Genomic DNA, 23,890 nt, shown 5'->3' on the forward strand with positions numbered 1-23,890 from the left:
GTTCTTTGTAGGAGCTGGCCTGCCAGCGATGGTCGTTAACGATAACGCGGGTTAGCTGGATGTACGCGGCGCACTGGAGTCCATCGCCAGCAGGCTGGCTCCTACAGTCCATCGCCAGCAGGCTGGCTCCTACAGTCCATCGCCAGCAGGCTGGCTCCTACAGTCAATCGCCAGCAAGCTGGCTCCTACAGGTTCCCGGGATTTTCAGGGATCGACCTGGGCCATCAGTTCCGGAATCGATTCCGGCCGATTGGCAAAACGCTGCGCCAGCACCGCACAGACCATCAGTTGAATCTGGTGGAACAGCATCAACGGCAGGATCAACACGCCAATGGTGCTACCGGCAAACAACACCTGCGCCATCGGCACACCCGTCGCCAGGCTTTTCTTCGAGCCGCAGAAAAGAATGGTGATGCGGTCTTCCTGATTGAAGCCGAACGCCTTGCCCAGTACGGCCGAGGCCACCAACACCAGCGCCAGGACCACGCAGCACGCCACCACCAGCCCGACCAGGTCCAGCAACGGAATCTGGTGCCAGAGGCCTTCGATCACCGCCTCGCTGAACGCGCCGTAGACCACCAGCAAAATCGAACCCTGATCGACGAACTTCAGCCAACTCTTGTTGCGCCCCACCCAGTTGCCGATCCAGCGCCGCGCGATCTGCCCGGCAATGAACGGCAGCAGCAACTGCACGCTGATCTTGAGGATGGCGTCGAGGGTCGAGCTGCCTTCGCCATGCACATTCAGCAGCAGGGTCACCAGCAAGGGCGTGAGGAAAATCCCGAACAGGCTCGACGCCGCCGCGCTGCAGATCGCCGCCGGGATGTTGCCCCGCGCCAGCGAAGTGAAGGCAATCGCCGACTGCACGGTGGCGGGCAGCGCACACAGGTAGAGCATGCCCATGTACAGGTCGTTGCCGATCAGCGGTGACAGCAGCGGTTTGAGCGCCAGACCGAGCAGCGGGAACAGCACGAAGGTCAGGCTGAACACCAGCAAATGCAGGCGCCAGTGCCCGGCACCGGCAATGATCGACTCGCGGGACAGCTTGGCGCCATGCAGGAAAAACAGCAGCGCGATGGCGATGTTGGTCAGCCAGCCAAAACCGACCGCGACCTGGCCGCTGGCAGGCAGCAGGCTGGCGAGCGCGACCACGCCGATCAGGGTCAGGGTGAAGTTGTCGGGTAACAAACGGGGGCGCGTCATGGGTTGATCATCCGGGGGTTGCCAGTACGTGAAAGCGACTCTAACGTGACTGGATATTACCGACTAACGCCGATGAGCCCACCGATGCCGCCTAAAGGACATGACAAAAGTATCCGGCGCAGTATTCCCGGGCTGTCCAGCCTGCCCAGGCCGCTCTACGGCCGTACCGAATCGCTGCCCAATCGCGCCCTGACCCGGCGCCACAGCCACCCGTGGGTGCAGCTGTCCTATGCGATCCAGGGCGTGCTCGAAATCCAGACCGGCGTCGGGCGCTTCGTCGCCCCGCCGGAGCGTGCGGTGTGGATTCCGGCGGGCATGCCGCACCGGGTGTTCAGTTCGCCGCGCACGGAAATGCGCAGCCTGTACATCGATTGCAGCGTCTCGACCTGGGCGCCACCGGGCTGTCATGTGTTGGCGGTGAGTGATCTGTTGCGCGAGTTGATCCGTGCCTTCAGTCAGATTCCGGTGGAGTACGACCAGGATGGCGCGCACGGCCGGTTGGCCCAGGTGATTCTCGATCAGTTGGCTGAGGCCCCGCAGATCGACCTGATGCTGCCGCTGCCCCAGGACAGCCGGTTGCGGCAAATCGCGCAAAGCCTGGAGTCGCACCCCGAGCAACAAACCACCCTCAGTCACTGGAGCGACCGATTCGGTGTCACCGAGAAAACCCTCAGTCGCCTGTTCCTGCGCGACACCGGCCTGACCTTTCGCGCCTGGCGCCAGCGTTTGCGCCTGCTCGGCGCCCTGACACCCCTGGAACAGGGCGAGCGCGTGACCGACGTGGCGCTGGCTTGTGGCTATGACTCGACGTCGGCGTTTATTGCGGCGTTTCGTCAGCAGTTTGGTGAAACGCCGGGGGAGTTTTTTCGCTGAGCCTTGCGCCGTACATCTCTGTTGCCTGTCAGTCCGCCATCGCGAGCAAGCTCGCTCCCACAGGTTCATGGGTGCGCACAAAACCTGTGCTCGACACATAAAACCTGTGGGAGCGAGCTTGCTCGCGATGGCGGTGTGGCAGTCGACACATGCATTGACTGTCAGGTCGCTTTCGCGAGCAGGCTCGCTCCTACAGGGATTCGGGTTACTGATCGGACTTGATGCTGGTCCACACCCGCGTGCGCACCCGTTCGAGCTTTTGCGGCAATGGCTGCACGACGTACAGCGTATTCAATGCCTCGCGGGTCGGTGTCAGGTTCGGGTTGCCGGTGATGTCCTTGTCGATCAGCGCCAGCGAGTCCTTGTTGGCATTCGGGTAACCGAGGAAGTCGCTGATGGGTGCGATGACTTTCGGGTCCAGCAGGTTGTTGAGGAATTCGTGGGCCTCGGCGACGTTCTTCGCGCTTTTGGGGATGGCGAAGGTGTCGAACCAGATCGGCGCGCCCTCTTTGGGCAGGCGCCAGTCGACGACCACACCGTTACCCGCCTCTTTGGCGCGGTTGCCGAACTGATAGAAGCTGCCGGAGTAACCGATGGCCACGCAGATATCGCCGTTGGCGATGTCGGTCATGTACTTGGCGGAGTTGAAGTAGGTAACGTAAGGACGGACCTTGAGCATCAGCGCCTTGGCTTTTTCGTAGTCATCCGGGTTCTGGCTGTTCGGGTCCAGCCCCAGGTAATGCAGGGCCAGCGGCAGGATCTCCGACGGCGAGTCGAGCATCGCGACGCCACAGGCCTTGAGCTTCTCCATGTTCTCGGGCTTGAACACCAGGTCCCAGCTGTCCACCGGCGCATTCTCGCCCAGCGCCGCCTTGACCTTGGCCGGGTTGAAACCGATCAGCACGGTGCCGTACATGTAGGGCACGCCGTACTGGTTGCCCGGGTCGTTCTTGTCCAGCAGCTTGAGCAACGCCGGGTCCTGGTGCGACCAGTTCGGCAACTTGGACTTGTCGAGTTTCTGGAACACGCCCGCCTTGATCTGGGTTTCGATGAACTGGTTCGAGGGCACCACCAGGTCGTAGCCCGAGTTGCCGGTGAGCAGCTTGGCTTCCAGGGACTCGTTGGTGTCGAAGGTGTCCCAGGTCACCTTGATCCCGGTGTCCCTGGCAAAATCCTTGGGTACGGACGGCAGGATGTAGTCCGCCCAGTTGTACACCCGCAATTCGTGCTGTTCGGCGTGCACCGCGCTGGCCAGCAGCGACAGTCCGCAAACGGTGGCGCCCAGTATGCGTTTCATTGAGTCCATGGAGCATTTCCCCAAGTGTGGCGTGAGTTCGATGGTTTTTATGTTCTGTACACGGCAGCAGCCTTGAAAATTGCCAAGGGCAAGGAAGTGAAGTTTCTGGTTGTGATTCTTGCCGAGGGCGTGGCCGGTTCACAGCGTGAGTCAGGCCAAAAGGAGATCGAAACGGCCAAAATACCTGTCCGCATTGATCAGCGATGCGACAGTGCGGCGGCCAGTCCATGAATCGTTTTTTGTGGGAGCGGGCTTGCCCGCGATGAGGCCGGCACATTCAATAACAATGTCGCCTGACACACCGCCTTCGCGAGCAAGTCGGATCGCCGCACCGCCGCTCCCACAGGGGGATGTGCGTGATTACAGCAATGACAAGGTGTAGTTGATGATGAACCGGCTCTGGTCCACATTGCGACCGGCGTCGGTGTTCGATTTGGCATTACGCAGTGTGAACCCCACCCCTTTGAACGTGCCCGACTGCAACACGTAGTCCAGGGTCATGTCGCGCTCCCATTCGGACTGATCGCTGGCGTTTTGCGCCTTGATGTCCGTGCCCTTCAGGTACGCGATCGAGGCTTTCAGGCCTGGCACGCCCATGGGCGCGAAGTCGTAGGTGTATTGCCCGAAGTTCGTCTGCTCTCCGGCGCGGGCAAAGTTCTGGATCATCTTGTCTGTGGGCAGGTAGACACTGCCGCCACCCGCCCCTTTGTCCACCAGGCTGCCCTGGTTGGGCTGGACGAAGTTGCTGCCGTCGCCCACCCGTTGATGACCCACCGACACCGCATGCCCGCCATGGGTGTAGGTGACCATCGCCACCCAGGTGCTGTTATCGATTTCACCGTCGTTGTCGTCGGTGTAACCGGATACCCGATAACCTTGCGCACGGCCGGAGGCTGTGCTGTTGGCACCGCTGGACGTGGTGCGGAAGTAGCGCAGGTCGGTGGTCAGTGAGCTGGCGCTGTCGATGGACAGAATGTGCGTCAGGCCGAGAAAGCTCTGGTTGTAGAAGTCTTCCAGCTGCGCGAAGTAATACTGCGTCTTGAGGCTTTTGCTGAGGTTGTAGTCAGCGCCGGCGTAGTAGAACTTGTTGCTGTCCTGGGTACTGCCGGCGACCGACAGCCCTGTACGGTCGGTCGAGGCACGCCCGACCGCGTGCTCGAGCACACCGCTGGTCAGGGTCAGGCCATCGATGTCGTTCGAAGTGACCTGCGCACCGGTAAACGATTGCGGCAACACACGCGCATCGTTGGCCAACAGGATCGGCAACTTCGGCAGCAAGGTGCCGTAGCGAAATTCAGTCCTGGCCAGGCGCATCTTCGCCGTGGGGCCGAAGCTGCTCCAGGTGTCGGCCGCGCCGTCGCCGTCGGAAGGAATCATGCCGCTACCGACATGGCGCCCCGCTCCGCTGTCCAGCGTGATACCGAGCAACGCCTGGGCATCGAGCCCGAACCCTAGCGTGCCCTGGGTAAACCCGGACTCATAGCGCAACACGAAGCCCTGGGCCGACTCTTCGGTTTTCGAAGGATCCGCTGCGCCATCGCGATTGTCGCTGTTGAAGTACAGGGTGCGCATCGACAGGCTGGCCTTGCTGTCTTCAAGAAAACCATGGGTGGCGGAATCGGCCGCCTGTGCACACAGCGAACCGGTGGCCAACAGGACTGCGGTGGGAATCGCGCGTTTGAACATAGGGTGCTCCTGGGTGTTTCTTATCGTTTTTGAAGGTTTCACCGCCAGGCAGGACCCGATTGCCGCCCACGCAACAGCGCTCAACACGAACGCGACAACAGGCGCGCTCGATGAGTGATGCGAATTGTTCGAGGTGAGGGTTTACTGACTGGCTTGTGAAACTCTTAAAACATTTCGGCAGGCTATTATCAAACGCGGTGAAAGTAGTTTTCGTGGAGGGATAAGCCTTGTCGTGCAGGGGTATGGACGATCACTGTTTTTGCATATCGGTGCAGCGGATTTTCATCCTGCCGACCTCGCCGGCAGTGGGTTGAATCCACAGCCGAAAGCAGACGTTCCCAGGCACCTGCGAAGTTATGGCGACTTGGTCTACGTCCGTGGGAAATCAGTGCTCGCCATTGATCTTTCGTGAACGTATTTCTCAAATTGTTCGGCTGGCAGTGGCGCAGAAAACAGGAAGCCCTGATAGGTCTGGCAGCCATGCTTGACCAGAAAGGTGCGCTGAGCTTCTGTCTCCACACCTTCTGCAATCACCGAAAGCCCCAATATCTGGCTCAGGCTCACAATCGCGCAGGCGATGGCGGCGTCGTTGGAATCAACCAGCACATCCCTGATGAAGGACTGGTCGATCTTGAGTTGATCCAGCGGAAGGCTCTTGAGGTATGACAGTGACGAGTAGCCGGTTCCGAAATCATCCAGCGAAAGGCCTATGCCGATCTCTTTCAACTCGATCATTTTGGCGACAGTACCTTCAATATCCTCTATCAGCAGGCCTTCGGTCAGTTCCAGTTTCAATTTCTTCGGATCGGCCCCCGTGCATCTCAGTACTTGCAGTACCTCCTCGACGAAGTCCGGATGGTGAAACTGGCGGGCGCTGACATTCACAGCCATACCCAATCGGGCGGTTTCCGAATGCTTTGCCCAGGCAACCAGTTGAGCGCAGGCGGCCTGCAGCGCCCAACGGCCTAGCGGCAGAATCAACCCCGTTTCCTCTGCCAATGGAATGAACTCGCCTGGAAACACGACTCCGCGCTCAGGATTCTGCCATCTCATCAGTGCCTCTGCGCCAATGATACGGCCCTCACTATTGACCTGCGGCTGGTAATGAAGAAGGAACTCGTTGTTCTGCAAGCCTTGGCGCAAGTCTACTTCCAGCCTGGCGCGTGCCGTGGCAACCGCCTGCATTTCCGGATCGAAGAAGCGCATGGTATTGCGGCCCGCCGCCTTGGCTCGATACATCGCCAGGTCAGCGCGCTTCATAATATCGTCCACTGTGCTCAGCTGCCCCTGGAACAGCGCAATGCCGAGGCTGGGGGTGCTGTGGTGCTCATAGCCATCCAACTGGTAGGAAATGTTCAGAGCGTCGAGAATCTTTTCGCCAACAGCCTTGGCCTGGATAGCTGCTTCTCGAGGGTTCTCATTAAGGCCATCCATCAGGACGACGAATTCGTCTCCGCCCAGGCGAGCCACGGTGTCGCTCTCGCGTATGCAGCCGCAAAGGCGCAGAGCAACTTGCTGCAGCAACATGTCGCCTCTGTCATGCCCCAACGTATCGTTCAGTGCCTTGAAGTTATCCAGGTCAATGAGAATTATCCCGCTCGTATGCAGGCTACGGGAGCTGCCTGCCAGCAGATGCTGTAACCGGTCCAACATGAGCCGCCTGTTGGCCAGCCCGGTCAACTGATCGTAGAAAGCCAAGCGCTGGACCTCTTGCTCAGCTGTCTTACGGTGGGTGATGTCAGTATTGATCGACAGAACGGATTGCGGCTGGCCATCATCGTCTCGCACCAGGGTTCGATGACTTTCGAGCGTGATGGTGCGGCCATCCTGGCGTCGAAGTGTAACTTCGTCCGCCCAGTCACCCGTTTCTATCAGGCTGTTAGTGGCCGCATTGAAAGCGGCGCTACCCTGGTAGATCAACTCCTGTGCCGATTTGCCGAGTGCCTCTTCCTTTGACAGACCGTAGAGACGCTCGGCACTTTTGTTCCAGTACAGGATGCGGTTATCCATCCCGTGAACGACAATCGCGTCCTGGGCCTTGTCCAGCAGCGATGCTTGCTGGCGGGCCTGCATCTCGCTTTCGCGCAGCACTGCCAGATAACCTTCCCTTTCCGCGGCTTGCGATTCCATTTCGCGCCTGATCTTGCCCCCATAGATAACGGCCGCACTGACCATCAACAGTACGAACACCATGATCGCGTATTCGACCCGGCGCAGTTCCTCGACCGACTCAAGCTCCTCCTCCAGGAGCCTGCTTTGAATCAGGCCAACGCGATCGCGCACGGTGCTGAGTGAGGCGAGCAACTGGGCATACTTCCTGTCCATCGTTGCCATGCGCTTGCCGGCATTATCCGACTGCCCCTCCCTGAAGTAGGAAAAGATCAGCAAGGCCTCGTTCACCATTTCGACCATCGCGGCATCTACTGCACCCACCTCATCCTTCAATGCAAGGGAAAAGGCTTGTATATCTGCACTGTGTTCAGCCTCATGGGCGATCCGTTCTTCCAACTGTTTTTTGGCCATTGCCAAATGCTCGTTGAAGGCGCGCAAGGCTTCATTCATGTTCCGCGATTCGGCTTCAACATGATGTGTATCGAACACATTATTGCCCGGCGCATTGACTGAGGAAGCCAGGCTGCCCAGCGTTGAATAGCTCGACAGCTGTTGCACCCACGACTGGTTTGCCTTGATGGAGCGGTGATAGGTATCGACGATCAGGTGATTCAATAGCACGCTCAGCACAACAACCAGCACGTCGAATCCCGCAAGAAAAAAGTACATGCGGTGCCATTTGGTCGAGCGCGGCTTGTTTGAACGGCTGGGAATGGCGTGCTGTGCGGCGCTTTTACTCCCGAAAAAATCCATTTCACAATCTCCAAACATAATCCTTCTAAATTGACCAATAGAAGCGGTATTCGGAAACCAGAAGCTATACGTCTCAAGTGCTACGCCAACCAAGTATTCGACACTAAGCAATGCATTTGACGATGCTGAATTTCATGGTGAATTTTTTTACTCTCCGAAGCGCCCAGCCGCACCGTAGCGAAAGTCGATTCGATCCTGAGTGATCCCGACGGGTCATTTCCAAGCAGCCTGCCGGACTGCCTGATCAGTTTCGACAGCAATTCAAGCATAGCCACTAATTTGCAATTATTCCGTTCGCCGACTGCTCCAGGTCGGTAGCAGCCCTTGACGCAGCGCATTTGCAACGACTCTCCCCAGCAAGGCAGATAATGTCGGCAGTTGACCGTCATAGACTAATCTCCACCTTTGACGAACGCTCAAATGAAGGGTTGCCATGGGACGAGGCAGATTGGCAGTCACTCACTCGTTGCACGCGTAAAAAACACGTGAAAAAATTAGATCAGATAAGTGACTGATTTATGGAAGATAAAACAGATATAACGGTTAACAAGGCGGCGCAACTTCTGAACGATCAAATCGAGCTGTACGGCGCCAGCACTGGCAACAGTCTGCGGGCCGCGATTGCCCTGGAAGAAGCCGGCATCGCCTACACGGCACGCAAGCTCGACCTGTATGCACAGGAGCACCGCGGGCCGGACTTCCTGGCGCTCAACCCGGCCGGGAAAGTGCCGACCCTGATCGATCACGGGACGACGCCGACGCTGGTCATCAACCAGTCCAACGCCATCATCCAGTACGCCGACTCCATTGCCCCCGGAAAACTGGCACCGGCGCAGCCGGGACCTGTGCGCACCCGGGTGATCGACCGCTATTTCTTTTTCGTGACCGATGTCATCGCCCCCAGCCATGCCGCGTTTTTCCTGCACCAGGCAGGCCAGGACAAAGCGGCGGCGATCATCGATCTGCGGGTGATCGAACAACTGACCTACTCGGAAAGTTTTTTGACCGGCGAATTCATGGCCGGCGAACAGTTTTCCATGGCCGACATTTCGGCGTTCACCATTGCCATGGCATTCCGTGACCGGCTGGACTGGAAGCTGCTGCCACAACTATCGCGCTGGTTCGACACGGTCGAAGCCAGGCCGGCGGTACAACGCGGCCTGAATGTGTTCAAGCATTCCTGAGCGATCAGCGAACACAAAAATGCCCGACACGCCGCCGTCACTGTAGGAGCGAGCTTGCTCCGGGCGGCGTTCCGACGATGGTCGTTAACGATGCCGCGTGTTTACTGACTAAACGCAGCGCTCTTGAGTCCATCGCGAGCAAGCTCGCTCCTACAGTGACGGCGACGCGCCGGGCATTTTCAATCGAACACCCAACGATTTTGCCTCAGTCGGTGTAGCCGAACTTCATCGCACGGCTTTCCTGCGCCTGGCTTCGCGTAGCGAGGCAGTAATACAACGGGCACGTCACCACCAGCCCCACCAGCCACGACAGGTCCGCGCCGTCCACCAGATTGGCGTACGGCCCGACATACAGTGAAGTGTTGGCGAATGGCAGCTGCACGATGATGCCGATGAAGTAGGCGATGATCGCGTGCAGGTTGAAGCGCCCGTAGATGCCGCCGTCCGCGCGGAAGATCGAGGCGATGTCGTAGCGGCGACGCTTGATCAGGTAGAAGTCGATCAGGTTGATCGACGCCCAGGGCACCAGCACCAGCAACAGCGCCAGAATCAGGCCGATGAACTGCGAAATGAAGTTCGCCGAGGCACCCAGCGCCACCACGCAGCAACCCGCCAGGACGATGCCCGACAACACCACGCGCACCTTGATGCTCGGCGTCCACTGGCTGGCGAAGGTCTGGATCGAGGTGATGATCGACAGCACCGCGCCATACAGATTCAGGGCGTTGTGGCTGATGATGTTGAGCAGGAACAGCACCATCAGGATCGGCCCCAGCCAACCGGTGGACTGCTTGACCGCCGCCATTGCCTCAGTGCCTTCGGGCGTCGCCAGTACCGCCACGGCACCGAAGGTGAACGACAGGATCGTGCCCAGGGTCGCCCCCAGGTAAGTGGCGAAGAACGGCCGGGTGATGCCGATGTCCGCCGGCAGATAGCGCGAGTAGTCCGACACATACGGCGAGAAGCTGATCTGCCAGATGATGCCCAGCGAAACCGTGGCCAGCCAGCCCGACAGGTTGAACCCGCCGCGGGTGAAGAAATCCGCCGGCAGGTCGTGGGCGAAGATGTAGAGGAAACCGGCGAGCAACGCGCTGCCCATGACCCAGGTGCCGATGCGGTTCAGGGTGTGGATGAAGCGATAACCAATCACCCCGATGGCCGTTGCGCTGAGGGCGCCGATCAGAATGCTCGCCGGTACCGGAACCGACGGCGCAATGCCGACAATCGATTTGCCAGCCAGCACGATGTTGGAGATGAAGAAACCGATGTAGATCAAGGCGGCGAAGAACACGATCAGCAGCGCGCCGTAGCGGCCGAACTGACCACGACTCTGGACCATCTGCGGAATGCCCATGCACGGCCCCTGGGCCGACGCCAGCGCAATCACCACACCGCCGACCATGTGCCCGAGGGCAATCGCCAGCAGGCCCCAGAACAGATTGAGATGAAACACCTGGACCACCATGGCGCCGGTGACGATGGGCAGTGGCGCGATGTTGGTGCTGAACCACAGAGTGAAAAGATCGCGGGCCTTCCCATGGCGCTCTGCGAGTGGAACATAGTCGACCGTGTGGTTCTCGATCAACGGATCTTGCCGGGACATCTGGGACATGTGCATGGACTCGAGTTTGTCTGTTCTTATCTTTGTATGAAGCCAAACCGGGGGGACTCTCTGGCCGCCCCTCAGATGCGGACCATATTATGGTATTCCAAACTTTAAACAAGACTGATCCGGTCTTTGAACAAGCATCTGAGCCGGTATCCTGCCCGATTCACGCCCACATTTGCTAGCCAATAGCCCCGTAATCATTGGGTTTTCGACGAAAGCCGTACGTTTATCGGTTCACTCAAAAAGACCTTGCAATCGATGTATTACGGTATACCATCATACCTACAAACATATAAAAACGCGTCACACCACCCGAGGACCGTCCAATGATCGATGCCGCCATCTACAAACAAGTCATGGGCTCGTTCCCGTCCGGAGTGACCGTGATCACTACGCTCGATGAAGATGGGCAAATCGTCGGCCTGACCGCCAGCGCCTTCAGCTCGTTGTCGATGGACCCGGCCCTGGTGCTGTTCTGCCCCAACTACAGCTCCGACTCCTACCCGGTCCTGATCAGGAACAAACGTTTTGCGATCCACGTGCTGTCCGGCGGCCAGCAAAGCGAAGCCTATGCCTTCGCGCGCAAAGGCAAGGACAAGGCCCAGGGGATCGAGTGGACGCTCAGCGAGTTGGGCAACCCGATCCTGGCCAACGCCACGGCGGTCATCGAATGCGAGTTGTGGCGCGAATACGAAGGCGGCGACCACGCCATCATGGTCGGCGCGGTGAAGAACCTGATCGTGCCCCAGCAGAGCAGCGGGCCACTGGTGTATTGCCACGGCAAGATGGGTGCCCTGCCTGTTCTGGCCTGACCATTGGAAAGATCGCAGCCTGCGGCAGCTCCTACAGGGGCAAACGCATCTCGTTGTAGGAGCTGCCGCAGGCTGCGATCTTTACCACTCAATTCGTATTATGGTATACCAATATCCATCAGGCCCGCAGTCGACAGGCCAACAACAAAAGATCCGAGGTAAGTGTCATGAAGTTTTCCCTGTTCGTACACATGGAACGTTGGGACGAAAGCGTCAGCCACCGCCAGTTGTTCGAAGACCTGACCGAACTGACGCTGATGGCCGAAGCCGGTGGTTTCAGCACCGTGTGGATCGGCGAACACCACGCCATGGAGTACACCATCTCGCCAAGCCCGATGCCGTTGCTGGCTTATCTGGCGGGCAAGACCACCACCATTCACCTGGGTGCCGGCACCATCATCGCGCCGTTCTGGCATCCGCTGCGGGTGGCCGGTGAATGCGCGTTGCTCGACGTGATCAGCAACGGTCGCATGGAAGTCGGCCTGGCCCGTGGCGCCTACCAGATCGAGTTCGACCGCATGGCCGGCGGCATGCCAGCCTCCTCCGGCGGCCAGGCGTTGCGGGAAATGGTTCCGGTGGTGCGAGCCTTGTGGAACGGCGACTACGCCCACGACGGCGACATCTGGAAATTCCCCACCTCCACCAGCGTGCCCAAACCGATCCAGCAACCGAACCCGCCGATGTGGATCGCCGCCCGCGACCCGGACTCGCACAACTTCGCGGTGGCCAACGGCTGCAACGTCATGGTTACGCCGCTGATGAAAGGCGACGAAGAAGTCCTCGACCTGAAGAACAAATTCCAGGCCGCCCTGGACAACAACCCTGGCGTGCCGCGCCCGCAATTGATGGTGTTGCGTCACACCCACGTGCACACCGCCGACGATCCAGAAGGCTGGAAAGTCGGGGCCAAGGCGATCTCGAAGTTCTATCGCACCTTCGATGCCTGGTTCGGCAACAAGACCACCCCGGTCAACGGCTTCCTTGCGCCGAGCCCGGAAGAGAAATTCGCCGGTCGCCCCGAGTTCGAACTCGAGAGCCTGCACAAGACCGCCATGATCGGCACCCCGGAAGAAATCATTCCGCGCATCAAGTACTACCAGGAACTGGGCGTGGACGAATTCAGCTTCTGGTGCGATAACAGCCTGCCCCACGCGGAGAAGAAAAAATCCCTGGAGCTGTTTATCAAGCATGTGGTGCCAGCGTTTCGCTGATTCCTGAGCCAGGATGCGAGACTGGGGACCAGCACATCTCAACTGTGGGAGCGGGCTTGCTCGCGAAAGCGGTGCCCCTGACGACATTAATGTTGGATGTGCCGGCCTCTTCGCGGGCAAGTCGGATCGCCGCACCGCCGCTCCCACAGGGATTGGTGTACCGGACACACCGCGTTCGCGAGCAGGCTCGCCCCCACAAGAGTCGATTCCAATGATCACTGGTCGTCTCCCATCACTCGCCCTTCCCTCCGGCGCCGCGCGGGCTTACCTGCGCGGTGAATGGACCGCCTCGCACCTGCATTTCAAGCGTCTGCGCGCCAGCGTTTCGGCCAAGCAGAACGGCTTCTGGCAAATAGTTCACTGAGCCCACCCGAACAGCCAATCACGCACCCCGCGTCTCGCCATGGCCTGGCGCGTGCGGTGTCTTGTATTCGCCTTTGATCAGGTTTGCCCAATGAACAATAACAACGCGCTGTTGATCATCGACATGCAGCAGGAGGACGGTTTCGTCCTGGAGAACTTCGACAGGGTGGTCGCCCATACCGCCGCCCTCCTCGACACCGCCCGCCATCAGCGGATGCCTGTCATCTATACCCGCCACATCAATCAGGCCGACGGCAGTGATCTGCCCCACGGTGAACCCCTGGCCGCCGACGGTGGCCCCGGCAGTTACCGCGCCGGCACCCGGCAAGTGGAAATCATCGAGTCGCTGACGCCGCAGTCCGGTGAATGGATCATCGACAAGGGCCGTTACAGTGCCTTTCACCGCACCGACCTCGATGCCCGACTCAGGGCCATGGAGGTCGACACGCTGATCATCTGCGGCGTACTCACGGACGTCTGCGTCCTGACCAGCGTGTTCGATGCCTTCGCCTTGGGCTATCGCGTGCGCCTGGTCAGCGATGCCTGCACCACGACCACTGAGGCCGGGCACTATTCGGCCCTGTTGATCATGGCCAACTGGGTCTACTCGCTGGAAATCCTCACCACGACCGAATGCCTGCGCGCCCTGGAACAGCGCGACTACCTGAGCCTGATCCCCGAGCGTCCGGACCTGTTTGCCCACCAGCCCCATGAGCTTCCCGGCACCATCGCCCGTCTGCAATCCCGCCTCGTCCGGACTCAGGAGTGATCGCCATGCAAGTCGAAAAAAGAAGCATCGATTTCATCCCCGAAACCGAACGCCACGGCAAACCGGGGTCGCTGTTCTATATCTGGTTCGGCGCCAACATGAACATCACCACCATCGCCTCCGGCGTGTTGCCGGTGGTGATGGGGCTCAACCTGTTCTGGAGTGCGCTGGCGATCATCGTCGGCTCGTTGCTGGGGGCGATTTTCATGGCCTCCCACTCGGCCCAGGGACCGAAGCTGGGGATTCCGCAGATGATCCAGAGCCGGGCGCAATTCGGCGTACTGGGGGCGGTGTTGCCGCTGCTGTTCGTGATGCTGATCTACCTGGGCTTCTTCGTCAGCAACACCTTGCTCGCGGCCCAGGCGCTGGAGTCCGTCAGCCCGCTGCCGATGTCCGGCAACATCTACCTGATCGGCGCGTTGTGCTTCGTCGTCGCCCTCTATGGCTATCGATTGATTCACCGTTTGCAGAAGCTGCTGTCGATTCTGTCGCTGGTGGTGTTCGTGGCCGCCACGGTGCTCGCCTTGCAGCTGCCGATCCCGGCCGAACAATGGCTGCCAACCGGCTTCTCGTTGTCGAAGTTCCTGGTGGCGGTGAGCATCGCCGTGACCTGGCAACTGTCCTACGCGCCTTACGTTGCCGACTACTCGCGCTACCTGCCGAGCAATACGCCGACCGCCCAGGTGTTCTGGTACAGCTATGCCGGCACGGTCAGCGGTGGCGCGTGGATGATGATTCTCGGGGCGATCCTGAGCGTCGGCATCGGCGACTTTTCCAGCAACGTCGGCGGGCATGTCGCCGGTCTGTTCGGCACTGGCGCGGTGCTGCTGTTCGCCTTCATCGTCTATGGCCAGGTGTCGATCAACGTGTTCAACCTGTACGGCGCGTTCATGTCGACCATCACCGTGATCGAGCCTTTCGCCCGACTCAAGGTGACGCCGCGGGTGCGCGGTGTGTTCATGCTGCTGATCAGCCTGGTGGCCACGGCCCTGTGCACCATCAGTCAGGACGACTTCATCAACTTCTTCCTGAACTTCATCTTCTTCATGAGCTACTTCCTGATCCCGTGGACGGCGATCAATCTGGTGGACTACTACTGCCTGCGCAAAGGGCAGTACCGGATTGACGACATCTTCGACCTGGACGGGATCTACGGGCGGGTCAACCGGATTGCCTGCGGCAGTTTCCTGCTGGCGATTGCCCTGGAAATTCCGTTCATGAACACCACGCTGTACGTCGGCCCGGTGGCCACGGCGCTGGACGGGGTGGATCTGGCGTGGGTGGTCGGGTTGCTGGTGCCGGCGTTGAGTTACTACTGGCTGATGAAAATGACCGCGCGCGTCAGCGTACCAGCGTAGCGATCACCCTTTGACGGCAAAAAGATCGCAGCCTGCGGCAGCTCCTACAAAGGTAAGGCGTACATCCTTGTAGGAGCTGCCGCAGGCTGCGATCTTTTGATTCTCACGACCGACCAAATTCCAGGCAAAAAAAATCCCGGGCAGCTGATGGACGCCCGGGACTTAAAAATGCATAAACCGTGGTGGTGAACGCGGCGCGGATATTACGGAATATTTCGGCCTGTAACAAGATATTTTTATTCACTATCCAGTTACTAAATGCTCTAAGCCCTTATATATCCACATATTTTCTAAGGGCGACTACAAGAACCAACGATACTCCCGCGCACTGATGTCATGCAGAAATGCCAAATGATCCTGACGTTTGTTTTCGCAATAGACGTCCACAAACTCCGCCCCCAAGCCTTCGCGCACGGCTGGATGATGTTGCATGGACTGCACCGCTTCGAGCATTTCCAACGGGAAATCGATGCCACTGCCGCGGTCTTCGTTGAGCGGTGCAATCGGCTCGCGCTCCCCTTCCAGGCCCTGCTCCAACCCCACCAGGATCGCCGCCAACGCCAGATACGGGTTGGCATCGGCGCCCGCCAGGCGATGTTCGATGCGCAGGTTCTTGACGTCCGACTCCGGAATGCGCAAGCACGCATCGCGATCCTCGAAGCCCCAACTGGCGCGGGACGCAACGTTCACCGTGCCACTCAAGCGGCGCATGGCATTGTGGTTCGGGGCAAAGATCGGCATGCAGTGCGGCAATACCTCCAGACAACCGGCCACGGCATGGCGCAGCGCCCGCTGCCCGTTCGCCGCCAGCAGGTTGTTGCCGGCCTGGTCATACAGGCTGACGTGCACGTGCATGCCACTGCCGGGGTGTTGCAGGTAAGGTTTGGCCATGAAACTGGCGCGCAGGTTGTGCTTGAGCGCCACGCCTCGGGTGCTGCGGCAGAACAGGGCCGCCCAGTCGGCGGCGCGCAGGCCGTCATCGCAATGGCCGAAGTTGATTTCGAACTGGCCCGGGCCGAGTTCAGCGGTAATCACCGTGGCATCGATGCCTTGGGCTCGCGCGGTCTCGACCATCTCATCGAGCACCGGGGCGAAACGCGACAAGCGTTCGATGTGCATGTTCGGCTGATCATCAGCGTCACCCGTCAGCTCATCACGGGGGAACTGCGGCAGGCCGTCCTTCAAGCGGCTGTCGAACAGGTAGAACTCCAGCTCGAAGGCCACCACCGGGAAAATCCCTTTTCGGTGCAGGCGGTTCAGCACCTGGGCCAGCACTTCACGGGGTTCGAATTCGATGGGTTTTTCCGTGCCGTCGGAGGTGATCAGCATCTGGCCCAGAGGCTGCTTTTCCCAGGTCACCAGCTTCAAGGTGCCAGGCACCAAACGCCGCAGCGCATCCGGGTCACCATCGTTGAAGCAGTAGTCACCAATCTTGAACAGCCCGCCCTGGGTGCCGAGCAGCACGCAGTTTTGCGGCAGCTTCAGTGCACTGCCGGCAGCGACTTTTTCCAGCATCTCGATCGGGTAGCGCTTGCCGTAGAAATGCCCCGGAATGTCCAGGGAGATCAGGTCGACATAACGCACTTCGGGGTTGCAGTGGCGGAAGTTGCGAACTTCGGCCAGCAGTTCAGAGCACACGGCATCCATCGTTTTGGTCCTTGTTGTTATCAGGTGTAAACCCAAAGCACGCGGGTCAGTTGGTCGGACAGGTTGCCGTAGCGGCAGTGCGCATGGCTGGCCAGTTGAAAGCTGTCGCCGGGATGCAAGGTCACCGGTTCGTTGTCGTCGAGCCACAGGGTCAGTTGCCCTTCGAGGACATAACCACCCTGCTCCGAGCTGTCCTTCATGTGCCGGTCGCCGCTGCTGGCGCCGGGTTCGAGCTGGCTTTCAAGCATCGAGAAGGACGCGCGCATTTTTGGCGAAACGAGGATGTCGGTGATGCCGTCGGCGTAGTACAGCGTGCGGCGCTCGTCCGGGCGGGTGACCCAGGACAAGGCCATGGGTTTGGGCAGGCTGTAGAAATAGGTGGTCGGCACGCCGAGGGTTTCGCTGATCGCGGTCAGGTCCGCCACCGTCGGGCGCGACAGGCCGCGCTCGACCTGGGACAGAAAACCGACGGAGCGGCCGATTTTGTCCGCCAGTTCCTTGAGGGTGTACTTCTTGTGCTTGCGCAGGTCCTGGATCAGGATCGCCAGCGCCGAGATTTCTTCTTGCATGTCCATCTTGAGGCTTCCAGAAAGTGTCGCTTCAAATGCTGTCGCGCAGTCGATACCAGGCCTTGCCGATGGCTTCCAGCGGCGCGGCCAGGTATTTACCACCGGGAAAACTGCCGTTGTTCAGGCCCTGGTACAGGGACAGTTCGTCGGGTTGACCGAGGATCGCGTCGGACACCGCCCGCGCCGCGGCCAGCGTCGGCAGCACGCCATGCCCGGAATAGCCCTGCATCCAGTACAGATCGCCTCGCCGTCCGATGTCCGGCGTGCGTTTGAGGGTCAGGTCGATGTGTCCGCCCCAGGCAAACTCAAGCTCGACGCCCGTGAGTTGCGGGAACACCCGCTCCAGGAACGGCCGGGTCGCCGCGGCGATGTCCTTGGGCATCCCGCCCAGGTAAGTGCAACCGCCGCCGAACAGCAGGCGGTTATCCGGGGTGCGGCGGAAATAATCGAGCACGAACTGGTTGTCGGTCACGCACACGTTGCTCGGCAGCAGCGCAGTGGCCTGGTCCCTGGTGAGCGGCGCGGTCGCGACCTGATAGGTGCCGACCGGCAACACGCAACTGGCCAGTTGCGGGTCGAGCCGATCGAGGTAGGCGTTGCACGCCAGCACCAGCACATCGGCGCGAATACGACCGCGTTCGGTCGTGACCACGAAGCCTTCGCCCTCCTCGCCATAACTCAGCGCCTTGCTTTGCTCGTAGATACGACCGCCTGCCCGCTCAACCGCCTCCGCAAGGCCCAGGGCCAGTTTCAGCGGGTTCAAATGCCCGCCCTCGGGGTCGAACAGGCCGGCCTGATAACGCTCGCTGGCGACCCATTGCGGCAGCTGTTGCCGGGGGATGAATTGCAGTTTGTCGTGACCCCACTTGTGGCTGGCCTCGTGCTGCCACTCGGTCAGCAGCCCCACTCGCCGCGGCATCACCGAGGTCCAGAGATGGCCGGCGCGGTAGTCGCAATCGAATTCATGGCGGCCGGGCAGATCACGCAATTCGCGCGCGGCCCAGCGCATGCCGTCCCACAATCGCCGCGCCCGCTCGTATCCCAGCGCCGCCTCCAGCGGTGGCATGTCGCACGACCAGCCGAGAATCGCCTGCCCGCCATTACGCCCGGACGCGGCCCAGGCCACCCGGCTGGCTTCGAGCAGGGTCACGCGCTTGCCGGCCAGCGCCAGGCGCAACGCCGTGTGCAGTCCACTGAAACCGGCCCCGATGATCAGCACTTCGGTGTCTTGCTCACCCTCCAGTGCGGTGCGATTAACCAGTCGATCGGCGCAGCTATGGGCGTAGTAACTGGCGACATGCCGGGTGGATTGCTGAAACATACGGCCTCGTGAAATTTTGTATTTTTAATTTCATGAAAAAATACACGGTTAATTTCATGCAGGCAATCGAGACGTAAAAAATCCCGCTTCGGCGAACCCGAGCGGGATTGTCTTGTTCAGACGCGATGTTCGAATCAATCAGGCCACAGGAATCATCGGATCCGCCGAAGCCAGTGCAGTGAATCGATCTGCCGCCGGCGGGTAGATCCACTGGGTGTTGATCTGGGTCTTCAATACCTTGGCCTCATGCTTGACCAACTTGACCTGGCGGTCCCAACCCTCGGTGTAGACCGCGCCCCAGGCGCCGAGGTCCAGGCAGGTCACGTACTTGGGCTGGCTGTACGGCGTCGGGGCGACACCAAGGATCTGCGCCGCCACGTTGTTGCCAGCGTGGCGGCCCAGCGAAATCGCGTGCTGGCAGGTCATCAGGGCGTAGTTGCCGATCTCGTCGCTGGCTGCGTAGGCGACGTCGCCGGTGGCGAAGATGTCGTCCTGGCCAATCACTTTCAGGTGGGCGTCGACATGCAGGCGACCCAGGCGATCGCGTTCGGCCGGGATCTGTTCGGTCAGCGAGCTGGCGCGAACGCCGGTGGTCCAGACCACGGTCCTGGCATCGATACGCGCACCGTCGGACAGGGTGACGCCATTGGCATCGACCGACACAACCGAAGCTTTCAGGTGCCATTTCACGCCGGTCGCCACACTGGCCTCGACGATCGATTCGGCGATTTCCTCGCCCATCGAGCCGCCGATTTTATCGCCACGGTCAACGATGATCACATTGATGTCGGCACGGTCGCCGAGGATGGCCCGCAGGCGGGTCGGCATTTCAGTCGCCGTTTCGATCCCGGTGAAACCGCCACCGGCCACCACCACCGTGTTGCGCGCGTTGCTTTCAGGCAGATTGGCCAGCGCCTTGAGGTGGTTTTCCAGGCGCACGGCCTGTTCGATCTGGTCGACGTCGAATGCATGTTCGGCCACGCCCGGGGTGTTTGGCGAAGCCAGGCCGCTGCCGGTGGCCAGAACGAGTTTGTCGTAGCTGCAGACTTGTCGGGCACCGGCAGCATCGACATAGCCGACCTGTTTTTGCTCGACATCGATGGTCTGCGCCGCACCCTTGATGAACCTGACCCCTACAGCATCGAACAGATCGCCGATCGGCGCAGCCAGTTGATGGGCGTTCGGTTCGTAGAAGCGCGGACGCACACGCAGCTCGGCCTGGGGCGCCAGCACGGTCACTTCTACGTCGTTGTGGCCGTGAATGTCGAACAGGCGCGTGGCACTCAAAGCGGTCCACATGCCACCGAAACCTGCGCCGATCACCAGAATGTGCTGTTTCATCTTTAACTCCAGGGGATAAACAAGGGTTGTGAGTCACGCTCATCGGGAGCCGGCATGAGGTCGGTGTTTTTCGAGAACCGTCGACCTGTGCCGCTCGAACAACTACGACTGTATTGATCCTAGTTAAATCCTGCAACTCGTTTTTTTTGATGGCCGCCATCGAACCTGTCGATGCTTCGGCAGAAAAGCCTCAAGGACGCGGATGACAGGGATTTTTCGAGCTGACTAAAAAATTTCAGGGCGCGACGATTCGTTGCCTGGCTTAGGCTCGGCTGTTAGAATTGGCGACTAATCAAGTCGGAGATTTGTATGTCTCTTTACAGCGCGGGTGTCGAGTACGGCATCCACTGCCTGCTTTTTCTCGTCGGCAACGGTGGCGACTCCCGTGAAGCGAGTGTGCGCGACCTGGCCGAACTGCAAGGTGTTCCCCTGGACTATCTGGCGAAGATCTTCACCAAGCTGGCCAAAGGCAAGCTGGTGGTTGCCACCGAAGGCATGCGCGGAGGCTTCAAGCTGGCCCGGCCCGCCGACGAAATCACCCTGCTGGATATCGTCAACGCCATCGACGGCCACAAGTCGATCTTCGATTGCCGGGAAATCCGTGGCCGTTGCGCAGTGTTCGACGGCACCCCGCCGGCCTGGGCACTGGACGGTCCGTGTGCGGTCCATGGGGCGATGATGGTTGCGCAAAAACGCATGGAAGAGGCCCTCGCCCAGCAAACCATCCTCGACATCGCCAGGAAATTCGGGCGCAAGGCCCCGGCCGAATTCGGCGTCAAGGTGGAGAGCTGGATGAACGAGCGTCGGGAAAGGAAAAGCAGCGCCCAGGCCAGTGAGCAGATCATTCCTGCGACCAACCTTTCAGACTGACGGCACAGATTACGAAATATACATTTTCCCGGAATTACGTGATGAACCATAAAAAAACCGGATGCACGCCACGCATCCGGTTTTTCTCGGTTCAGGCGAAAAGCGGTCGTTGACCGATTTTCACCTTCTCGCGCTTAAAGGCAGTCGCGCACGATTTTGCGCAGGTCGCCGGATTTGGCCCAAGGTGGCCCCTGATACAGCGAAATCTGGCTGCCATCCTTGTATTTCACGATATCCAGCACTTCATCGGCCGTTATCACGCTCGGTGCGGTGATCCGGTAGCCATTGGAAATCGAAACCTGGGTCGTATTCGATACTTCCTTCTGCCAGGCCGGCAAAACGCACGCCGCATATTCTTTTGGCGTCTTTTCGCTGTGCTTGCTGACATTCGGCTCGCCCGGTACCAGCGACGCCGGCAACGAACATCCGCCCAGCAATGCCAGCGCGACTCCCCCCATCAACATCCGCATGCTGCTTCCTTAAATTCGAAAAGAGAAAATGTAGCTTGCCGCCGACCGTACATCCATCCCGACGATTCGGCGAGTCATTGATATCACTTTGCCCATTTAGTTCCTTGCAGGCCGTCATTTGACGTCGTCCTGGCTTGAGAACACTGGCACTAGAGCGGGACAGCGCATTGTCCTGTTCGCTTTTCCCGACCAAAGGAAACCCCGCTGACTCAGACGAACACAACATCCCGTTCGGTAAACGGGTCTAAAATTGCGGAGTGCAGCATTCAGGAGGTCATCATGTGGCTTAACGATTCGGAACAGCAACTTCGGCGTGACCTGCAAGGGCTTGCGTCAGACCTGCGCTGGTCGGCGGTGGAGCTTTTGCGCATTGAGCAGCGGTTGCGCGAGCTTGGCAGCGAAGGCGACGCGCAAGCCGTGCAAAGACTGTGTGCTTTGTTTCAGGGTGATGAACAAAAACTGTCCGGCTATGCCGAGGAAGTGAAAGCCAAGGTCATTAGCCGCAACAAGGCTCAATAGCGGGAGCGCTGCCATGAACAGGCCTCTATTCACGCTGGTCGCCGTACTGACCGCGTTGCCAGGCTGCAGCACCAACTCGATCTATCAGGACCAGCCGCTGGTGGCGAAAGTCGACACCGGCATGACCCGCGAGCAAGTCCGGCAAATCGGCGGCCAGCCCCTGGCGGTCTCTGACCGTACCGTTGAAGCCGGTACCTGCTTTGACTACAAACTGACTCACGAAGGCCATCAGCAGGCGTACAACGTCAGTTTCGATGGCCATGGCATGGTCGACCACAAGAGCTTCATGACCTGCGCGGAATGGAGCCACGCGCAGCAAAAGGCCCGGGAGCCCTCCCGGCCCAGTGGAGGCGGTGGGTACTAGCGCGCTATTTGTAGGAGCGAGCTTGCTCGCTCCTACAGGAGATTGACGTCATTTTGTTTGATGGCTGCCTGCTGGCTTGCCGGCACGCGCCCTGTAGCCAGGCAGTGACGCGGCAAACGCCAATGCCTCCTCTCGACTGTTGAACGAGCCAAGCCGGTCACCCTGGGTGCATACCCGCCAGGGGCCGTTGTTCACGCTGAATACGTCATAGCCATTCATGTGCATTTTGTTCAGCATCGATACGCTCATGGTCACCTCCTCCTGGGCAGTGCTATCAGGTTGACTTGCTTACCTTACACCCACCCTTCTCCAAAATACCGACCAGACGTCGCCGTGGAAATTCCCTGTTTCGCTGGCACTTTTCGTCACATTGGCAGCTCAAACTACTCCGATGGCAGCGCAATCGCGGCGAAGGCCCGAACGCTGCAGTTCCATGCCTGTTTCATGACAACGGCACCGGGTAACCCATGAAAGTACGCGCAACCATCATCTGCGAGCAGGACAGGCATGTACTGCTGGTACGCAAGCAAGGCGGTCGCTGGACGCTGCCCGGCGGCAAGCTCGAACGGGGCGAAAGCGCAGCCGATGCTGCCGTGCGCGAGCTGTGGGAGGAAACCGGCCTGCGGGTCGACCAGTTGATGTACGTGCTGGAGCTGGAAACGGACGGCACCCGACACCACGTCTTCGAGGTATCGGTGCTGAACCTTGAGCAATTGCGACCGCTGAACGAAATCACCGATTGCATCTGGCACCCGCTGGATGCGCTACACAACCTGAACATCAGCGACGCCATGCGCAGTATCGTCAGCGCCTATGTGCGGCGCTTGTAGGCCCTAGCCGTTGGCAAACGCCGTAGCGGCCCTGTCGATCAAGGCCGCCACTTCGGCGGGCATCGACGCCAATGACGCATGACTGGCGTTCAGGGTCAGAATCTCCCGGGCGTTGAGCCGCTCGGCCATCCATTGCTGGTTCTGTGGCGCGATCATCCGGTCGGCGGTCGAGATCTGATACCACGATGGCTTGTTCTTCCAGGCCACCGTGCCAACGGTGTCGCCGAAGGTGCTCGCCAGCGGCGCTTTCTGGGTGAGGCCCATGACCAACCCTTCGGTCGCCGGCAGGTCCTGACAGAAGCTCTCGTGGTAGAGCTCGGGCTTGACCCACAGGTAACCGTCGCTATCGGGCATCAGGTTGGCCGCTGCCGCAGGCGGGTGCCGTTGCGTGATGCCGCCGGGACTTTCACCGGCGTCCGGGGCGAACGCGGCGATGTACACCAGCCCGACCACATTCGGCAAATCCCCCGCTTCAGTGATGACTGCGCCGCCATAGGAATGCCCCACCAGCAGCACCGGACCGGGCACCTGGACGACCATCTTGCGCGTACGCTCGGCATCATCAGCCAACGAAGTCAGCGGCAATTCGACGGCACGAATGTGCGTGTCGCCCCGGCTGAGCAATTTGGCGATGACCTTGTTCCAGTGGGCGGCACCGCCCCAGAAACCATGGACCAGCACGATCGTGGGTTTGTCACTCATCACCATGACTCCGTTTGCCGATGGGGT

General features: G+C 59.8%; 24 protein-coding genes. 12 read left to right on the top strand and 12 right to left on the bottom strand.

Annotated features, from left to right (window positions below):
• Positions 1–204 precede the first annotated feature (204 nt).
• The gene (locus tag C9422_RS25735) at positions 205–1,203 is read right to left on the bottom strand and encodes a bile acid:sodium symporter family protein (RefSeq protein ID WP_116582604.1); all 999 of its coding nucleotides are present in this window, start codon (positions 1,201–1,203) and stop codon (positions 205–207) included.
• An 84-nt stretch (positions 1,204–1,287) separates the two neighbouring features.
• Between C9422_RS25735 and C9422_RS25740 the strand changes: the two genes are divergently transcribed.
• Positions 1,288–2,076, top strand: a complete 789-nt coding sequence (locus tag C9422_RS25740; RefSeq protein WP_116582605.1) for a helix-turn-helix domain-containing protein — start codon at positions 1,288–1,290, stop codon at positions 2,074–2,076.
• Positions 2,077–2,281: 205 nt separating this feature from the next.
• On the opposite strand, the gene C9422_RS25750 is transcribed toward C9422_RS25740, so the two are convergent.
• Positions 2,282–3,382 carry a polyamine ABC transporter substrate-binding protein gene (locus tag C9422_RS25750; protein WP_116582606.1) on the bottom strand — a complete coding sequence of 367 codons (1,101 nt, stop codon included), beginning with the start codon at positions 3,380–3,382 and terminating at the stop codon, positions 2,282–2,284.
• Between the two features lie 15 nt (positions 3,383–3,397).
• Between C9422_RS25750 and C9422_RS25755 the strand changes: the two genes are divergently transcribed.
• Positions 3,398–3,604 (top strand): hypothetical protein, encoded by a 207-nt coding sequence (locus C9422_RS25755; RefSeq protein ID WP_116582607.1) that lies wholly within the window; start codon positions 3,398–3,400, stop codon positions 3,602–3,604.
• 129 nt (positions 3,605–3,733) lie between these two features.
• On the opposite strand, the gene C9422_RS25760 is transcribed toward C9422_RS25755, so the two are convergent.
• Positions 3,734–5,059 (bottom strand): OprD family porin, encoded by a 1,326-nt coding sequence (locus C9422_RS25760; protein WP_116582608.1) that lies wholly within the window; start codon positions 5,057–5,059, stop codon positions 3,734–3,736.
• 369 nt (positions 5,060–5,428) lie between these two features.
• A complete protein-coding gene (locus C9422_RS25765) occupies positions 5,429–7,924 on the bottom strand; it encodes a bifunctional diguanylate cyclase/phosphodiesterase (protein ID WP_116582609.1) in 2,496 nt (831 codons plus the stop codon).
• 563 nt (positions 7,925–8,487) lie between these two features.
• On the opposite strand from C9422_RS25765, the gene C9422_RS25770 reads away from it, so the two are divergent.
• Positions 8,488–9,108 carry a glutathione S-transferase family protein gene (locus C9422_RS25770; protein ID WP_116582653.1) on the top strand — a complete coding sequence of 207 codons (621 nt, stop codon included), beginning with the start codon at positions 8,488–8,490 and terminating at the stop codon, positions 9,106–9,108.
• Positions 9,109–9,313: 205 nt separating this feature from the next.
• Here C9422_RS25770 and C9422_RS25775 read toward each other — a convergent pair whose 3' ends face one another.
• Positions 9,314–10,720, bottom strand: coding sequence for a cytosine permease (locus C9422_RS25775; RefSeq protein WP_116582610.1), 1,407 nt, complete (start codon positions 10,718–10,720; stop codon positions 9,314–9,316).
• Between the two features lie 323 nt (positions 10,721–11,043).
• Between C9422_RS25775 and C9422_RS25780 the strand changes: the two genes are divergently transcribed.
• The 5 genes from C9422_RS25780 (at position 11,044) to C9422_RS25800 (ending at position 15,230) form a co-directional block, all read left to right on the top strand.
• Positions 11,044–11,529 carry a flavin reductase family protein gene (locus C9422_RS25780; protein ID WP_007976207.1) on the top strand — a complete coding sequence of 162 codons (486 nt, stop codon included), beginning with the start codon at positions 11,044–11,046 and terminating at the stop codon, positions 11,527–11,529.
• A 167-nt stretch (positions 11,530–11,696) separates the two neighbouring features.
• The gene (locus C9422_RS25785; RefSeq protein ID WP_116582611.1) at positions 11,697–12,740 is read left to right on the top strand and encodes an LLM class flavin-dependent oxidoreductase; all 1,044 of its coding nucleotides are present in this window, start codon (positions 11,697–11,699) and stop codon (positions 12,738–12,740) included.
• A gap of 211 nt (positions 12,741–12,951) precedes the next feature.
• Positions 12,952–13,104: a hypothetical protein gene (locus tag C9422_RS32305; RefSeq protein WP_165824815.1), complete on the top strand. Its 153-nt coding sequence runs from the start codon at positions 12,952–12,954 to the stop codon at positions 13,102–13,104.
• A 90-nt stretch (positions 13,105–13,194) separates the two neighbouring features.
• Positions 13,195–13,872, top strand: a complete 678-nt coding sequence (locus C9422_RS25795) for an isochorismatase family cysteine hydrolase (protein ID WP_116582612.1) — start codon at positions 13,195–13,197, stop codon at positions 13,870–13,872.
• 5 nt (positions 13,873–13,877) lie between these two features.
• Positions 13,878–15,230, top strand: coding sequence for a cytosine permease (locus C9422_RS25800; RefSeq protein ID WP_116582613.1), 1,353 nt, complete (start codon positions 13,878–13,880; stop codon positions 15,228–15,230).
• A 300-nt stretch (positions 15,231–15,530) separates the two neighbouring features.
• On the opposite strand, the gene C9422_RS25805 is transcribed toward C9422_RS25800, so the two are convergent.
• The 4 genes from C9422_RS25805 to C9422_RS25820 all read right to left on the bottom strand — a co-directional run bounded on the left by C9422_RS25805 (position 15,531) and on the right by C9422_RS25820 (position 20,108).
• On the bottom strand, positions 15,531–16,877 hold the full coding sequence (locus C9422_RS25805) for a glutamine synthetase family protein (protein ID WP_007976195.1): 1,347 nt from the start codon (positions 16,875–16,877) through the stop codon (positions 15,531–15,533).
• 20 nt (positions 16,878–16,897) lie between these two features.
• Positions 16,898–17,452 (bottom strand): helix-turn-helix domain-containing protein, encoded by a 555-nt coding sequence (locus C9422_RS25810; protein ID WP_007976194.1) that lies wholly within the window; start codon positions 17,450–17,452, stop codon positions 16,898–16,900.
• A 25-nt stretch (positions 17,453–17,477) separates the two neighbouring features.
• Complete coding sequence (locus C9422_RS25815; RefSeq protein ID WP_116582614.1) at positions 17,478–18,767, bottom strand: FAD-binding oxidoreductase; 1,290 nt, start codon at positions 18,765–18,767, stop codon at positions 17,478–17,480.
• Positions 18,768–18,905: 138 nt separating this feature from the next.
• On the bottom strand, positions 18,906–20,108 hold the full coding sequence (locus C9422_RS25820) for an NAD(P)/FAD-dependent oxidoreductase (protein ID WP_116582615.1): 1,203 nt from the start codon (positions 20,106–20,108) through the stop codon (positions 18,906–18,908).
• Between the two features lie 309 nt (positions 20,109–20,417).
• On the opposite strand from C9422_RS25820, the gene C9422_RS25825 reads away from it, so the two are divergent.
• Entirely contained in the window at positions 20,418–20,978 is a 561-nt protein-coding gene (locus C9422_RS25825) for an Rrf2 family transcriptional regulator (protein ID WP_116582616.1), read from the top strand.
• A 134-nt stretch (positions 20,979–21,112) separates the two neighbouring features.
• Here the strand turns inward: C9422_RS25825 and C9422_RS25830 are convergent, their stop codons facing one another.
• Positions 21,113–21,448 (bottom strand): hypothetical protein, encoded by a 336-nt coding sequence (locus C9422_RS25830; protein WP_116582617.1) that lies wholly within the window; start codon positions 21,446–21,448, stop codon positions 21,113–21,115.
• A gap of 279 nt (positions 21,449–21,727) precedes the next feature.
• Here C9422_RS25830 and C9422_RS25835 point away from each other — a divergent pair, with 279 nt between their 5' ends.
• Both C9422_RS25835 and osmE read left to right on the top strand, forming a co-directional pair.
• Positions 21,728–21,967 (top strand): hypothetical protein, encoded by a 240-nt coding sequence (locus tag C9422_RS25835; RefSeq protein WP_116582618.1) that lies wholly within the window; start codon positions 21,728–21,730, stop codon positions 21,965–21,967.
• A 13-nt stretch (positions 21,968–21,980) separates the two neighbouring features.
• The gene (gene osmE, locus C9422_RS25840; protein ID WP_116582619.1) at positions 21,981–22,331 is read left to right on the top strand and encodes an osmotically-inducible lipoprotein OsmE; all 351 of its coding nucleotides are present in this window, start codon (positions 21,981–21,983) and stop codon (positions 22,329–22,331) included.
• Positions 22,332–22,379: 48 nt separating this feature from the next.
• On the opposite strand, the gene C9422_RS25845 is transcribed toward osmE, so the two are convergent.
• Positions 22,380–22,580 (bottom strand): SPOR domain-containing protein, encoded by a 201-nt coding sequence (locus C9422_RS25845; protein WP_116582620.1) that lies wholly within the window; start codon positions 22,578–22,580, stop codon positions 22,380–22,382.
• 218 nt (positions 22,581–22,798) lie between these two features.
• Here C9422_RS25845 and C9422_RS25850 point away from each other — a divergent pair, with 218 nt between their 5' ends.
• The gene (locus C9422_RS25850) at positions 22,799–23,161 is read left to right on the top strand and encodes an NUDIX hydrolase (protein WP_116582621.1); all 363 of its coding nucleotides are present in this window, start codon (positions 22,799–22,801) and stop codon (positions 23,159–23,161) included.
• Positions 23,162–23,164: 3 nt separating this feature from the next.
• Here C9422_RS25850 and C9422_RS25855 read toward each other — a convergent pair whose 3' ends face one another.
• The gene (locus tag C9422_RS25855) at positions 23,165–23,863 is read right to left on the bottom strand and encodes an alpha/beta hydrolase (protein ID WP_116582622.1); all 699 of its coding nucleotides are present in this window, start codon (positions 23,861–23,863) and stop codon (positions 23,165–23,167) included.
• Positions 23,864–23,890 lie beyond the last annotated feature (27 nt).

The organism is Pseudomonas sp. B1(2018) (assembly GCF_003097365.1).
GTDB classification, from domain to species: Bacteria; Pseudomonadota; Gammaproteobacteria; order Pseudomonadales; family Pseudomonadaceae; genus Aquipseudomonas; species Aquipseudomonas laurylsulfatiphila.